At 60.3% G+C, this 13,308-nt stretch carries 15 protein-coding genes; 6 read left to right on the top strand and 9 right to left on the bottom strand.

From position 1 onward, the window contains the following. Nucleotides 1–361: 361 nt before the first annotated feature. The 4 genes from EH206_RS09090 to pspF form a co-directional block, all read right to left on the bottom strand. Nucleotides 362–709 (bottom strand): type II toxin-antitoxin system HicB family antitoxin, encoded by a 348-nt coding sequence (locus EH206_RS09090; RefSeq protein ID WP_009112480.1) that lies wholly within the window; start codon nucleotides 707–709, stop codon nucleotides 362–364. Continuing rightward, nucleotides 702–980 (bottom strand): type II toxin-antitoxin system HicA family toxin, encoded by a 279-nt coding sequence (locus EH206_RS09095; RefSeq protein ID WP_009112481.1) that lies wholly within the window; start codon nucleotides 978–980, stop codon nucleotides 702–704. The genes EH206_RS09090 and EH206_RS09095 overlap by 8 nt, the downstream gene beginning before the upstream one ends. Nucleotides 981–1,087: 107 nt before the next feature. Further along, nucleotides 1,088–1,330: a GNAT family N-acetyltransferase gene (locus tag EH206_RS09100; RefSeq protein ID WP_009112482.1), complete on the bottom strand. Its 243-nt coding sequence runs from the start codon at nucleotides 1,328–1,330 to the stop codon at nucleotides 1,088–1,090. Nucleotides 1,331–1,341: 11 nt separating this feature from the next. Further along, nucleotides 1,342–2,337: a phage shock protein operon transcriptional activator gene (gene pspF, locus EH206_RS09105; protein ID WP_009112483.1), complete on the bottom strand. Its 996-nt coding sequence runs from the start codon at nucleotides 2,335–2,337 to the stop codon at nucleotides 1,342–1,344. A 218-nt stretch (nucleotides 2,338–2,555) separates the two neighbouring features. Between pspF and pspA the strand changes: the two genes are divergently transcribed. From pspA to EH206_RS09135, 6 genes are all read left to right on the top strand, one after another. Continuing rightward, nucleotides 2,556–3,221, top strand: a complete 666-nt coding sequence (pspA, locus tag EH206_RS09110) for a phage shock protein PspA (RefSeq protein ID WP_009112484.1) — start codon at nucleotides 2,556–2,558, stop codon at nucleotides 3,219–3,221. A gap of 94 nt (nucleotides 3,222–3,315) precedes the next feature. Continuing rightward, nucleotides 3,316–3,546 carry an envelope stress response membrane protein PspB gene (gene pspB, locus EH206_RS09115; protein ID WP_009112485.1) on the top strand — a complete coding sequence of 77 codons (231 nt, stop codon included), beginning with the start codon at nucleotides 3,316–3,318 and terminating at the stop codon, nucleotides 3,544–3,546. Further along, complete coding sequence (gene pspC / locus EH206_RS09120) at nucleotides 3,543–3,902, top strand: envelope stress response membrane protein PspC (protein ID WP_009112486.1); 360 nt, start codon at nucleotides 3,543–3,545, stop codon at nucleotides 3,900–3,902. The genes pspB and pspC overlap by 4 nt, the downstream gene beginning before the upstream one ends. A 180-nt stretch (nucleotides 3,903–4,082) precedes the next feature. After that, nucleotides 4,083–6,860 carry a DUF2339 domain-containing protein gene (locus EH206_RS09125; RefSeq protein WP_050815597.1) on the top strand — a complete coding sequence of 926 codons (2,778 nt, stop codon included), beginning with the start codon at nucleotides 4,083–4,085 and terminating at the stop codon, nucleotides 6,858–6,860. Between the two features lie 72 nt (nucleotides 6,861–6,932). Further along, nucleotides 6,933–8,330, top strand: a complete 1,398-nt coding sequence (locus EH206_RS09130; RefSeq protein ID WP_009112488.1) for a YcjX family GTP-binding protein — start codon at nucleotides 6,933–6,935, stop codon at nucleotides 8,328–8,330. Continuing rightward, a complete protein-coding gene (locus EH206_RS09135; RefSeq protein ID WP_009112489.1) occupies nucleotides 8,327–9,370 on the top strand; it encodes a YcjF family protein in 1,044 nt (347 codons plus the stop codon). Before EH206_RS09130 ends, EH206_RS09135 begins: the two co-directional genes overlap by 4 nt. A gap of 49 nt (nucleotides 9,371–9,419) precedes the next feature. On the opposite strand, the gene EH206_RS09140 is transcribed toward EH206_RS09135, so the two are convergent. From EH206_RS09140 to EH206_RS09160, 5 genes are read right to left on the bottom strand one after another with little or no spacing between them, the layout of a single operon-like run. After that, a complete protein-coding gene (locus tag EH206_RS09140; protein WP_009112490.1) occupies nucleotides 9,420–10,214 on the bottom strand; it encodes an energy-coupling factor transporter transmembrane component T family protein in 795 nt (264 codons plus the stop codon). After that, the gene (locus EH206_RS09145; protein WP_009112491.1) at nucleotides 10,214–11,101 is read right to left on the bottom strand and encodes an ATP-binding cassette domain-containing protein; all 888 of its coding nucleotides are present in this window, start codon (nucleotides 11,099–11,101) and stop codon (nucleotides 10,214–10,216) included. Before EH206_RS09145 ends, EH206_RS09140 begins: the two co-directional genes overlap by 1 nt. Then, nucleotides 11,098–11,898 (bottom strand): ATP-binding cassette domain-containing protein, encoded by an 801-nt coding sequence (locus tag EH206_RS09150; protein ID WP_009112492.1) that lies wholly within the window; start codon nucleotides 11,896–11,898, stop codon nucleotides 11,098–11,100. The genes EH206_RS09145 and EH206_RS09150 overlap by 4 nt, the downstream gene beginning before the upstream one ends. Beyond that, a complete protein-coding gene (locus EH206_RS09155; protein WP_009112493.1) occupies nucleotides 11,895–12,437 on the bottom strand; it encodes a CD3072 family TudS-related putative desulfidase in 543 nt (180 codons plus the stop codon). The genes EH206_RS09150 and EH206_RS09155 overlap by 4 nt, the downstream gene beginning before the upstream one ends. Then, nucleotides 12,424–13,005 (bottom strand): CD3073 family putative ECF transporter S component, encoded by a 582-nt coding sequence (locus EH206_RS09160; RefSeq protein ID WP_009112494.1) that lies wholly within the window; start codon nucleotides 13,003–13,005, stop codon nucleotides 12,424–12,426. The genes EH206_RS09155 and EH206_RS09160 overlap by 14 nt, the downstream gene beginning before the upstream one ends. Between the last annotated feature and the right edge of the window lie 303 nt (nucleotides 13,006–13,308).

Here is a 13,308-nt window from a genome sequence, read left to right on the forward strand (position 1 = left end):
GTATAGCATCACTATCGGCAATCCAACAGTGCACTAAAACGCCGGGATCGCCGGCCGCCCGACGGATTATGCTTTTCAGCTTTACATGACTATGTCTTACGATAAAACTAGTTCTTCGCCACCATCAGGCTGGACAGGGGACTTTCCCCCGAGCTGCTGCGCATGCCCGGCACTCTGTAAAGAGGCCGCATATGCGGCCTCGCAGACCATTGACAAAGTCCGTTATTAGGGAGAGCGTGGCGAGGGGCCGTAGCGGCGTAAGCCGCCGGAGCGCCCCTCGGTACGGTAGGCCCGTGTATCTCAGGCTCACAGGCACTTTGTCAGCAACCTCAGAGGCGCATATGCGGCCTCGGCGTGGGGGTTATTGAAGCTCTCTTTCAATTAACTGAACAATAAACTGATTTTTCGAAACCGCACGAGATGCTGTTGCTGCTGTAAGACGCGCGTCCAGCCATCCAGGATATCGCAACGTAAACGATTTCAGCTTTTCCTCTTCCCTGAACGGAGAAATTCCCTCTTCCTTGCAGGTTTCGATATATTCCGCGAGCGAAATTTTGCCTTCTTTTTCCAGCCCCTCGATGCTGTCCGATACAAAATCACAATAGCCGGTGACGTCCAGGAACTTACCGCGAAAGGCTTTAATTTCTGCCTCGTAGGTAACGGAGGCCGGGTGGCCGTCGATCATCATAATGTTGTTGCCCTTAATCATGTTCGACTCCTATTACATTTTCGAACCATTCGCGCAGGCCGTTTACTGCGCCTTTGTCCATCACGTTACCCGGATGGGGTTGATGAGTCTGGTAAACTGACCCCATAAGCACAAACTTGCGTCTGGAGCCGTTCCCGTTCTTCACTTTTCCGCCCAGAGTATTTATCAGGCTGACTACGTCATCCCATTTTATGCCGGGCTTCGGCGGCGTGATCATCACATCGGCAAGCGTTTTCTGGTGCCTTGAACTTAGTTCCTTAGCCTTAATCATCGCTCATCCTGTTGACGTCGTTTTATGACGTCAATTCTATGATAATTTTTATATGACGTCAAATTGTGACGTCATATAAAAAGTTGACAGTTATCGCAGTTGCCCAGTCACTCCCCCTTGTAGAGAAGATATGCCAAGACGCAAGATCGCTCCTGACCGGCTGAAAAAATAATTATGAATGTCGCCTGGTGCGCGATTTGCCGGTCAATCCATCCATTGCTGTCGTCTGCCGTCGGTAGCGGGAGAAGAAATTCCATGGCCTGCGGATCGGCGCAGATCATGGCGAAGGCACCGCGATCCGCCGGTTGCCACTGGCGCAGAATTAAACGAGGGGAGAACAATGTCTGCATGGTTTTTTCTCTTATTCATTGACCACGATGGCGTGTTTTTTCAGCAGTCCGCGCAGCTGATGATAGGTCAGCCCCAGCAGCTCGGCGGCTTTGCGCTGGTTAAAGCGCGCCTTTGCCAGCGCCTGTTCCAGCAGCGCCTGTTCCTGGGCGCGTTGCCACTGCTTCATATCCAGCGGGAAATCGGCAACGCCGCCGCCCGGCGCCGAGTCGGTGGCGGTTTCGGCGTCGGGCGCCGTTTTACGAAACGGGTTAATGATAATGGTGTCCAGCGGCCGATCGCTGCTGCCGTGGCGGTAAACCGAACGCTCAACCACGTTCTTTAATTCACGGATATTTCCCGGCCAGGCGTAGCCCAGCAGCGTGTCGCGGGCGTGGGGCGTAAAGCCGGGAAACAGGGGCTGGTGCAGTTCGCGGCACATCTGGATGGCGAAATGTTCCGCCAGCAGCATGATGTCCTGCAGGCGTTCACGTAGCGGCGGCAGCTGAACCACGTCAAACGCCAGCCTGTCCAACAGGTCGGCGCGAAACTTCCCGCTGGCCGCCAGCGCGGGAAGATCGTCATTGGTGGCGCACACCAGCCGAACGTCCACCTGTAGCGACTGGCCGCCGCCGACGCGCTCCAGCACGCCATATTCAATCACCCGCAGCAGTTTTTCCTGCACCAGCATGGGTGCGGTGGCCAGCTCATCGAGAAACAGCGTGCCGCCGTCGGCGCGTTCAAAGCGGCCGAGGTGGCGTTTCTGCGCCCCGGTAAAGGCGCCGGCCTCATGGCCGAACAGTTCGGAGTCCAGCAGGTTTTCATTCAGCGCGGCACAGTTCAGCGAGATAAAGGGGCCCTGCCAGCGGGGGGAGAGATAGTGAAGACGGCTGGCGATCAGCTCCTTGCCGGTGCCGCGTTCGCCGATAACCAGCACCGGCTTGTTGAGCTGCGCCAACTGTGAAACCTGTTCCAGCACTTCAAGAAAGCTGTTGGCTTCCCCCAATAAATTCTCTTTTTCCTGGGACATCGATTTTCATCCTGTGATTTTTACCAATAGTTGGCTTATTTGACTAATCTAGCGGATGTTGGCAAATAGTCAAAATTTCACCTGCTATATTTTTCAATAGGTTATAGATAAATAAAAATTGGCACGCTTATTGATAAGAATAACCATATCGCTACTGCACGGTGGTGATAACAAATCAGGCGTAATCAGACGCTGGAAATCATTAAGAGGATTTGATTATGGGTATTTTTTCTCGTTTTGCCGACATCGTGAACGCCAACATCAATTCGCTGCTGGATAAGGCCGAGGATCCGCAGAAGCTGGTGAGGCTGATGATCCAGGAAATGGAAGATACGCTGGTGGAAGTGCGTTCCACCTCGGCGCGCGCGCTGGCGGAAAAGAAACAGATCGCCCGCCGTATCGATCAGGCGCAGACGCAGCAGGCCCAGTGGCAGGAAAAAGCCGAACTGGCGCTGCGCAAAGATAAAGACGATTTGGCCCGGGCGGCGCTGATTGAAAAACAGAAACTGACCGACCTGATCGCGATACTACAGCACGAAGCGGAAAACGTGGATGAAACGCTGGAGCGGCTGAAACGCGAAATCGGCGAGCTGGAAAACAAACTGAGCGAAACCCGCGCCCGCCAGCAGGCGTTGACGCTGCGCCATCAGGCCGCTTCGTCGTCACGCGATGTACGCCGTCAGCTCGACAGCGGTAAACTGGATGAAGCCCTGGCGCGTTTTGAACAGTTTGAGCGCCGTATCGATACCATCGAGGCCGAAGCCGAAAGCGTGGGGATTGGCAAACAAAAATCATTGGATCAGCAATTCGCCGAACTGCGGGCCAATGATGAAATCAGCGAGCAACTGGCGGCGCTTAAAGCTAAAGTTAAACCAGCAGAATAACCGGACCGGCTGCCGTCAATGTTGGCGGCGGCCGTCGCTCCCCGCGGCGAAAGCAATGGGGACCACCGGTGAACATAATAACTAAGGAGACACGATGAGTGCTTTGTTTCTTGCCATACCGCTGACCATTTTCTTTCTCTTTGTGGCGCCGATATGGCTTTGGCTGCATTACAGTCAGCGCAAGCAAAACAATGCTCAACTGGGACAAAACGACATGCAGCGTCTGACGCGGCTGACGGAAGAGGCCCGCCGTATGCGCGAGCGCATTCAGGCGCTGGAAGAAATTCTGGACGCGGAACATCCGGACTGGAGAAAATCGTCATGAAAAATACTTGGTCGGGTAAAACCTTATACCGCATACCGGAAGAAGGGATGCTGAAAGGCGTCTGCGCCGGGCTGGCCCGCTACTTCGACGTGCCGATAAAGCTGCTGCGGGTGATTGTGGTGCTGTCGATGTTCTTCGGCCTGTTCTTCTTCACCATACTGGCTTATATCATCCTCAGCTTTATGCTTGAGCCGGCGCCGGCGGGCAGCTATCAGACGGCGTCGCCGCACGCTCCGCGACAGCTGCTGGACGACGCGGATGCCACTCTGAACGCCAGCGAACGGCGCCTGCGCAATATCGAGCGCTATGTCACCTCTGATACCTTTGGCGTAGAGAGCCGTTTCCGCCGGCTTTAAACCAGAACCCCTACGACGCCGATGTTATCCGCTCATATCGTTACCAAAGGATAACGTCGCGTCGAGCCTTACAGTTTTCTTCACGGCCATAATTTGCGCTCAATTTGTTAGCGACCATAATTTCATGTACAAACGCAGCATTCGCCTCAACTAAATAAAAGGTACTTCATGGATGAGACAATGCTTTTGATCGCTACGGTGATGTTGCTGGTCTACATGCTGGCGCTGCCGATTGCCGTATGGATAATCTTCAGGCGCGCCGCGCGTCATCAGCGGCAAACCGCGCGGCTTGAGCGGACGGTCGCCGCACTGCAGGCCGAGCTGGCCCGGACGTCGGCGCAGCTGAGTCAATCGCTGGGCCGCGACCGCCCCTTATCCGCGCCGGAACCGGCGGCGGAGATAACGCCATCCGCCGCGGCAAAGGGCGAATATCGGCAGAGCGCAGCGGCGGTGGACGCCGCGCCGGCGATAAAAGAACCACCGGCGCCCCAAGCCGCGCAGCAGGCGGAAAACCCTTGGCAAAACCCTTCATCCGCATCGCCGTCAGGGCTGTTTTCCTCGCTGACGAGGTGGCTGCTGCAAGGCAATCCGCTGGCGAAAATAGGCATTTTGCTGCTGTTTTTCGGCCTGGCGTACCTGATGAAGTACAGCATTGAACGCGATATGCTGGCGATCGAATGGCGGCTGGGCATCGCGGCGTTAATCAGCGGCGGGCTGTTGGCTTTTGGCTGGTGTTTGCGCCATAAGCAACGGCTGTATGCCCTGATATTACAGGGCGGGGCGGTCGGCGCCTTGTATATCACGGTATTTGGCGCTTTTCGGCTTTATCTGTTGTTGCCCTATGCGCCGGCCTTCGCCCTGCTGCTGGTGATTTGCGCCGCCAGCGTCTGGCTGGCGGTGTTGCAGCGTTCGCTCAGTCTGGCGATGCTGGCCAGCGCCGGCGGCTATCTGGCGCCGCTCCTGCTGTCGCCGGATGGCGGCAACCACCTGGTGCTGTTTTCCTATTATCTGCTGCTGTCGCTGGGCATTCTGGCCATCAGCGCGCGCCAGTCCTGGCGGGAGCTTAATCTGCTGGGGCTGATTTTTACCTTTGGCGCGGCGCTGCTCTGGGGAGCGGAGCATTATCGGCAGGAGTACTACCTCAGCAGCCAGCTGTTCCTGATCGCCAACATCCTGATATTCGGCGTGGGCGCGCTGCTTTTCTCGCTCCGTCACCAGCCGGCGGGCAAACAGCTGGTGGACGGCGTGCTGCTGTTCGCTCCGCCGCTGATCGGCTTCGGCATGCAGTATCTGATCGCGCAGCGGTGGGCCTATGGCCCGGCGCTCTCCGCGGTGGGTTACGGCGTCTTTTACCTGCTATTGGGAAGACAGACCCGCCGGACAGCGCCGCGCCTGGGACTGTTTTCGCTCGCGCTTGGCGGCTGTTTTCTGACATTGGCCGTGCCGCTGGCGTTTTCCGCCCGATGGACGGCGATGACCTGGCTGCTGGAAGGGCTGTGCGTACTGTGGGCCGGGCTGTATCAAGGCCAGCGGCGCATGGGGTGGAGCGGATCGGCCGTTATGCTGCTGGGCGTGCTGTCCGCCTGGTATGCGCTGTTTTTCGCGTCGCTTACCACGGCGTCATTCCTGTTTATCTTCGGCATTCTGACGTTGAGCGCGCTGGGCGCCAGCCTGTGCTGGCGGCGCTACCCTCAGGTTGAGGCGCACTGGCGCCGCTTCAGTCTGGGCTTTTTCCTGCTGGGGATGGCGACCTGGTTTGGCTGGCTGCTTTATGCCGTCGATCGCGCGTTGGACGTCTATTTAGCGGCGTTCTGGCACGGCGGCGAGTTTATGCCGCCGTGGCGCACCCACGCGTTGCTGTATACGCCGGGGGTTCTGCTGGCCGTCGCGGCGTCCGCGGCGCTCTGGCAGGCGGCGGGCAGGCGACTCGACTGGCCGGCGCTGCGCCATAGCGTCTGGTTGCTGTGGAGCGCGCTGCTGCTGGCGGTGTTACAGCAATTTATCGCGGCGGAATACCGCCAGTTCCCGCTGCTGAATGGCGGCGAACAGCTCGCGGCGCTGGCGGGCTGGCTGGCGAGTTTTGCTATCGCCTACGGGCTGCTTTACCGCAATGAAGATGCGCTGCCGCTGCGCTTGACCCAGGGTTTTCATCTAACGCTGCTGTGGATGACGGTTGGCTTTTTGTTGCTGATGGCGTCACAGTATCTGTATCCATTGATCCCCGCGGCGGTGGAAGAGGGGGAACCGGTACTGACGCTGGCGCTGCTGTCCGTCGTCGTTATCGCGCTGGCGCTGCCGACGCGCCACCGGCTGTGGCCGCTGACGCGCTGGACGGCGTTGTACAACCGGACCGGGCTGGTGCCGCTGGTCGCCGCCCTGTTTACCCTGACGGGCGCCGCCAACCTGCTGGACGGACAGATAGCCTGGCGCGGCGCGGACGGTTTCTATCTGCCGCTGTTTAATCCGCTGGAAGCCGGCATGGCGTTGGCGACGGCGGCGTTGATGCTGTGGTATCGCCGCACGCTGGCGGCGTTTTCACCGCATACTCCGTTAAGGCGCCAATGCCGCCTGGCGCTGTGGCTGTTGAGTTTCTGGTTGCTGAACGGCCTGCTGCTGCGCTCGCTGGCCTGGTACGCGCAGATCCCGTGGTCGGCGGACGCGCTGTGGGCCTCTCGCCTGATACAAACCGCTTTCGCCCTGCTGTGGACGCTTTCCGCCCTGGTCGGCATGCTGTGGTCGACCCGGCGACAGCTGCGCGGCGGCTGGCTGGCCGGCGCGTTGTTGCTGGGGCTAACGGTCGCCAAACTGTTTCTGGTGGATAGCGCCGGAGGCGGCGGACTGGCGCGGGCGGTGGCCTTTATCGGGGTGGCGCTCCTGATCCTGGTCGTCGGCTATTTTGCGCCCCTGCCGCCGAAGCGGCGCCCCGATATAAGCGAGTCTCATGGCGGAGCCGGGTAATTTATCGCCGCCGCTACGATTTGCCAGACGGAAACTATACAAGACGAAGAATCAAGGAGTCAGGTTTATCCAATGAAGCGATTACAAAATGAGATTAATTCGCTGGTTAACCGCGGTGTGGATCGTCATCTGCGACTGGCCGTCACCGGGCTGAGCCGCAGCGGGAAAACCGCCTTTATTACGGCTTTTGTCAATCAACTGCTGAATATCCACAGCGGCGCCCATCTGCCGCTGTTTTCCGCCGTGCGCGAAGGGCGGCTGCTGGGGGCGAAACGCGTGCCGCAGCGCGATCTCGGCGTGCCGCGTTTTGCCTATGATGAAGGCATGGCGGCGTTATACGGTTCGCCCCCCGACTGGCCGACGCCGACGCGCGGGGTGAGTGAAATCCGCCTGGCGCTGCGCTATCGCTCCAATGACTCGCTGCTGCGGCACTTTAAAGATACCTCAACGCTGTATCTGGAAATCGTCGATTACCCCGGCGAGTGGCTGCTGGATTTGCCGCTGCTGGAGCAAAGCTACCTGAGCTGGTCGCGCCAGATGTCCGGGCTGTTGCAGGGCGATCGCGCCGAGTGGGCCAAACCCTGGCTGGCGCTGTGCGAACGGTTCGACCCGCTGGCGCCGGCGGATGAAAACCAGCTGGCGGAGATTGCCCAGGCGTATACCGACTATTTACTGCGCTGCAAGCAGCAGGGACTGCATTTTATTCAGCCGGGACGTTTCGTGCTGCCGGGCGATCTGGCCGGCGCGCCGGTGCTGCAATTTTTTCCGTGGCCGCAGGTGGATAAGCTGGGCGAGGCCCGGCTGGCGCAGGCGGACGCCAAAACCAATATCGGTATGCTGCGCCAGCGTTTCGACTATTACTGCCAGTCGGTGGTGAAAGGTTTTTATAAGCATCATTTCGTGCGTTTTGATCGCCAGATCGTACTGGTGGACTGCCTGCAGCCGTTGAACAGCGGCATTCACGCCTTTAACGATATGCGGCTGGCGTTAACCCAGCTGATGCAAAGCTTTCATTACGGCAAACGCACGCTGTTCCGGCGTCTGTTTTCACCCTGTATCGACAAGCTGATGTTTGCCGCCAGTAAATCGGATCATATTACCGCCGACCAGCATGCCAATCTGGTGTCGCTGCTGCAGCAACTGGTGCAGGAAGCCTGGCAAAACGCCGCCTTTGAAGGGATCAGCATGGACTGCGCCGGCATCGCCTCGATTCAATCGACGCAAAGCGGGGTTATCGAGCATCAGGGACAGAAAGTCCCGGCGCTGAAAGGCAACCGCCTGAGCGACGGTCAGCCGTTGACGGTTTTCCCTGGGGAAGTGCCGGCCCGCCTGCCGGGCGCGGCATTCTGGCAAGAGCAGGGATTTCATTTCGATCAGTTTCGTCCGCGTGAAATGACGGTGGACACCCCGTTGCCGCACATCCGCCTGGATACGGTAATGGAATTTTTGTTGGGAGATAAATTGCGATGAACGAACCACTGAAACCGCGCATGACGTTCGATAACGCCGCGCCGGCGGAGCCTCAGCCGCAGCTGCGCGCCGGCCTGGCTTTTGATGAGCAGGATGCGCAACTTTTTTCGCCGGTCGCCCGCGAAGAGGAAGTACCCGAGGAGGGCGCGGCGGAAGAGGCGGTCAGCGCGGCGTTACGCCCCAAACGCAGCCTGTGGCGGCGCATGGTGATGGCCGGGCTGGCGCTGTTCGGCGTCAGCGCCGTCGCCCAGGGGGTGCAATCGCTGCATAATTCCTGGGTGCAGCAGGACTGGATCGCGCTGGGCGGTATTAGCGCCGGCGCGTTGATCGTCGCGGCGGGCGTGGGGTCGATCGCCGTCGAGTGGCGGCGCCTGTACCGGCTGCGCCAGCGGGCGGAAGAGCGGGATATCGCCGGTGATTTACTGCACAGCCACGGCATCGGACGCGGGCGCGAGTTTTGTGAAAAGCTGGCCCGCCAGGCGGGGCTGGATAACGGCCATCCCGCGTTGCAGCGCTGGCAGGCGTCGCTGCACGAAACCCATAACGACCGTGAAGTGGTCGAGCTGTACGCCCGTCTGGTGCAGCCGGTGCTGGATAGCCAGGCGCGGCGGGAGATCAGCCGCTCGGCGGCGGAATCCACCCTGATGATCGCCGTCAGCCCGCTGGCGCTGGTGGATATGGCGTTTATCGCCTGGCGCAATCTGCGGCTGATCAACCGCATCGCCGCGCTGTACGGCATCGAACTGGGCTATTTCAGCCGTATTCGTCTTTTCCGTCTGGTGCTGCTCAATATCGCCTTCGCCGGCGCGTCGGAACTGGTGCGCGAGATCGGCATGGACTGGATGTCGCAGGATCTGGCGGCGCGGCTGTCGGCGCGCGCCGCGCAGGGCATCGGCGCAGGGCTGCTGACCGCCCGCCTGGGCATCAAGGCGATGGAATTGTGCCGTCCGCTGCCCTGGCTGGGCGACAAACCGCGGCTGGGCGATTTTCGCCGCGAACTCATCGGGCAGGTGAAAGCCACGTTGCAAAAGGCCAAATAGCGCGGGTTATTTCCCCCCAGCCGCGGCGAGGCGCGGATCGTCGCGGCTTTCAGCGCCAGAGCGCCGCCGCCAGCAGTTCCAGCGCCGCGCCCGCCAGCAGCGCGTAATCTGCGCGATGAAAGCGGTAAATCCTGATCGGCGTGCGGCCGACGTCGCCGCGATAGCAGCGTGACTCCATGGCGACGGCCAGATCTTTTGCCCGCAGGATCGAGGTGACGAACAGCGGCATCAGCATGGGGAAGATGCCCTGAATGCGGATAAACAGGTTTTGGCGATGGAAACCGCCGCCGCGCGCCAGCTGGGCTTTGCGGATCTTGTCGAACTCTTCGAACAGGCCCGGCAGGAAGCGCAGGGCGATGGAAAACATCATCACCGCTTCGTGTACCGGAAAGCGCCATCTCTTCAGACCGCCGAGCAGAATTTCCAGCCCCTCCGCCAGCTGAACCGGGGGCGTGGTTCTGACCAGCAGCGCCAACAGCAAGACGATGCCGGCAATCTGCTCGCACATCATCACGCCGCGCACCGCGCCCTGAGCGGAAAAAGCGATCCCGCCCCAGGTCACCAGATCCTCCCCCGGCCGGGCGGTCAGCACGGCCTGATAAATCATGGTGGAAACAAAGAACAGCGACAGGGAGAGCAGCGTCAGCAGCAGCATTTTCCACGGCAGTCCGGCGACGGCCCACAGGGTGAGCAACAGCAGAAGCTGCAAGCTTTTTAAGCCGGGATGCTGGGTAAGCAGCAGCGCCGCGCCCGCCAGCAGAACGGCGATGATTTTCGCCCGCGGATCGCGGCGCTCCAGCCAGGAGCCCCGCTGCTGATAAAGCAAACCGTAGGCGTCCGACATCAGGGCTCCCGTGGGGCGTTTTCGTGGTGCGGATAACGGCCGCGCAGCCGGATAATGGCGTCCGCCGCCTGCTGCGGCGACAGCCATCCCGCAGCGGGATGCCCGGCGGCCTGTAGCAAGCGGCCGACGACCAGCGCCGGCGGCTCTTGCCAATCAAAGGCCTGGCGCAAAGAGGCATCGGCGAACAGCGTCGCCGGCGGGCCGTCCGCCTGAATGGCGCCGTTGCGGATAAAAACCAGCCGGGCGGCGTGCCGGGCGATTTCCTCCAACTGATGGCTGACCCAGATAACCGTCAGTTTTTTTTCCCGATTCAAACGGTGCAGCAACTGGAACAGGGCGTCGCGGGATTGCAGATCCAGCCCGGCGGTGGGTTCGTCCAGTATCAGCACCTCCGGCTCCAGCACCACGATGCCGGCGATCGCCACCCGGCGTTTCTCGCCGCCGCTCAGCTCGAAAGGGCTGCGTTCCCTGAAGGCGTCATAGTCCAACTGCACGGCCGCCATCGCCTGGCGCACCTTCTCCCGCTTTGTCGCCTCATCAAGACGCCGATGGCGCAGCCCGAAGGCGATATCGGCGAAAACCGTGCTGGCGAACAGCTGGTGTTCGGGATACTGAAAGATATAGCCGATGCGATCGAAACATTCCCTCCGGCGCTCGGCGTGGGGATTCAACCCGTCCAGGCGGATCTGCCCGGCGCAGGGGACGATAAATCCTTTTATCAACTGGAGTAACGTCGTTTTACCCGAACCGGACTTCCCCGCCAGCGCCAGCATTTCGCCTTGCTCCACGGTAAGGGAAATATTTTCCAGCAGCGGCGCGCCGGCCGGCGGCCGGTTTCTGCGCCGTTTGCCATAGCTGAAAGTCACATCGCTGAGGGTGATTTTCATAACAGCGCCATCAGATCCTGCGGGTTGGGGGAAACGGGGATCCCGCGCTGACGCAGCAGCGCGGCGAGGTGGTGGTAATAGGGCAGTTCCAGCCCGCAGCCGTGCAACAGGTCGAGTTGGGTTTGCAGCTCCGCCGGCGGCGCGTCGGCCAGCTGTCGCCCCTGATTGAACAGTATCCAGCGGTCGGCGTCGAGCACTTCATCGAGGTGGTGGGTGATATAGATCAGCGCGAAGGGTGTGTGTTTTCGCACCTGGTGCAGCGTGGCGACGAACTGGCGTCTCGCCGCCGGGTCGAGCATCGAGGTGGCTTCATCCAGAATCAGGTAACGCGGCGCCAGCGCCAGTACGGCGGCCAGCGCCAGCTTCTGTTTCTCGCCGCCGGACAGCTGCGCCACCGGGCGCTGTTGCTCCGCATCCAGCCCCGTCAGTTGGATGGCCCAGGCCACCCGGCCGGCGATATCCCGCTGCGGCCAACCGATATTCGACAGGCCGAAGGCGATATCCTCGCCGACGGTGATCCCCACCTGCTGATTTTCCGGGTTCTGAAACACGATCTGCACCGCCCGGCGGATGGCTGGAATCGCGTCGCTGTCCGCGGTAGAGCGGCCGTCGACGACGACCTGCCCCTGCGACGGTAGTTCGATGCCGTTCAACAGCCGGGCCAGCGACGATTTGCCGCAGCCGTTGCGGCCGAGCAGCGCGATGAACTCGCCGGGGCGAATCTCCAGCGATACCTGCGACAGCGCCGGGGACGCTGCGCCATAGTAGCGGAAGGTAATATCCTGCACGGCGATCATCGGGCGTCGCCTTGTGGCGTCAGGCGGGCGATGATTTTTTCCGCCTTACGCCGGGAGCGGCGCTTGATCGGGCCGTAAACGCTCTCCGGTACGTTGGGATCGAACACGCCGTCTTCCGTCTGCGGTATCTGCCAGAAAAAATCGATCCGCACCCCGGCGTCCGCCAGCAGCGCCAGAAACACCCGCATAAAGACGCCCCGTCCCGGATCGCAAGAGGGGCTGCCGGCAATCCCCAACCCGCCGGCAATGGCATAGCCGTTATCCTGGTAGGTTTTCAACTGCTCCACCACCGGCAGCAGAATTTTGCGGCTATGGGCGCGAAACGCCGGCGTGTCGTATCCCGCTACCGTCATCGGCGGCCGCGTCGGGCCGAGAAAGGTGAATTCGGGGCAGGGCAGCTGGATCACGCCGTACCCCTGCTGATACATCCAGTCGACCGCCGATTTCATCATACCGCGGCTGCGCGCCAGGCTGCCCACCACCGCATTCTGGTTGATCACGCAGTGGGAGGTGACGATAACCGTTCTACTCCTTTGCACGGGCGGGTTCCTTCAATGCATAGCCGGGGCGGTGCAGCAGCGATGGCGGCAGATTTTTCACTACGTAATAGACCAGCAGCGCCGACAGAATCTTATCCACCAGGTTTTCGGCCAGACGCGGCAGAAATGCCGCGGTAAACAGGCTGGTTCCGGCCTGCTTCAGCCACAGCACCGCCACGTCGTGCAGTCCGCCGGTTAATCCGCCGAACAGGCCGATGGCGATGACCGTCCCCACGGCGGGGCATAAAAAGCCCAGCAGAATGCCGGAAAACAGCGCGGATGAGAGACGAAAGCCATTGCGCGCGCTGTAGCCGACCACCAGGCCGACAATGATATTGACCAGGGCGAAGGGAATGGCGGTATAGCTGGTGGTGACGCCCAAAACCAGATTGGTCAATAACCCCACCAGCGCCCCCCACAGCGGGCCGAAAACCGCGGCGATAAAGATGGTGCCCACCGTATCAAGGAACAGGAACGGAATTTTCAAATGTTCGACGACGCTGCCGGCGATAACGTTAATCGCCACGGCCAGCGCGCCAAAGGTAATGGCAAGATTTTTTTGATGCATGATTAACACCCCTGGTAGGAACAACCGCGACGGCGAGGTCAACGCGGGAGACATCGCGTCTGCTAAACGCATTTATCGGGTTATGGTTTTTATGCCGCCGTTACGTTGGCGTTGGGCTGGAGCTCTGCTCGCCGCCTGCGCGTGGCGTTAAGCGCGATTCTATGAACTGCGCGCCGCAGTAACAAATATAAAAACCGGTATAGGTTATGCGGCTTTATCAAAAGATGGCGCGCGCATTGGCGGTCCGCTTTAGGGAAAAAGATCGCGCAGAGTGTCAACTTTTGCTGACACCGGCTTCATCCC

This window comes from Brenneria nigrifluens DSM 30175 = ATCC 13028, assembly GCF_005484965.1.
GTDB classification, from domain to species: domain Bacteria; phylum Pseudomonadota; class Gammaproteobacteria; order Enterobacterales; family Enterobacteriaceae; genus Brenneria; species Brenneria nigrifluens.

Coding starts and splice junctions, on each gene's coding strand:
- pspA (WP_009112484.1), top strand. CDS start 2,556: ATGGGTATTTTTTCTCGTTTTGCCGACATCGTGAACGCCAACATCAAT.
- EH206_RS09145 (WP_009112491.1), bottom strand. CDS start 11,101: ATGAAAATCACCCTCAGCGATGTGACTTTCAGCTATGGCAAACGGCGC.
- pspF (WP_009112483.1), bottom strand. CDS start 2,337: ATGTCCCAGGAAAAAGAGAATTTATTGGGGGAAGCCAACAGCTTTCTT.
- EH206_RS09125 (WP_050815597.1), top strand. CDS start 4,083: ATGCTTTTGATCGCTACGGTGATGTTGCTGGTCTACATGCTGGCGCTG.
- pspB (WP_009112485.1), top strand. CDS start 3,316: ATGAGTGCTTTGTTTCTTGCCATACCGCTGACCATTTTCTTTCTCTTT.
- EH206_RS09100 (WP_009112482.1), bottom strand. CDS start 1,330: ATGCAGACATTGTTCTCCCCTCGTTTAATTCTGCGCCAGTGGCAACCG.
- EH206_RS09090 (WP_009112480.1), bottom strand. CDS start 709: ATGATTAAGGGCAACAACATTATGATGATCGACGGCCACCCGGCCTCC.
- EH206_RS09150 (WP_009112492.1), bottom strand. CDS start 11,898: ATGATCGCCGTGCAGGATATTACCTTCCGCTACTATGGCGCAGCGTCC.
- EH206_RS09095 (WP_009112481.1), bottom strand. CDS start 980: ATGATTAAGGCTAAGGAACTAAGTTCAAGGCACCAGAAAACGCTTGCC.
- EH206_RS09160 (WP_009112494.1), bottom strand. CDS start 13,005: ATGCATCAAAAAAATCTTGCCATTACCTTTGGCGCGCTGGCCGTGGCG.
- EH206_RS09130 (WP_009112488.1), top strand. CDS start 6,933: ATGAAGCGATTACAAAATGAGATTAATTCGCTGGTTAACCGCGGTGTG.
- EH206_RS09140 (WP_009112490.1), bottom strand. CDS start 10,214: ATGTCGGACGCCTACGGTTTGCTTTATCAGCAGCGGGGCTCCTGGCTG.
- pspC (WP_009112486.1), top strand. CDS start 3,543: ATGAAAAATACTTGGTCGGGTAAAACCTTATACCGCATACCGGAAGAA.
- EH206_RS09135 (WP_009112489.1), top strand. CDS start 8,327: ATGAACGAACCACTGAAACCGCGCATGACGTTCGATAACGCCGCGCCG.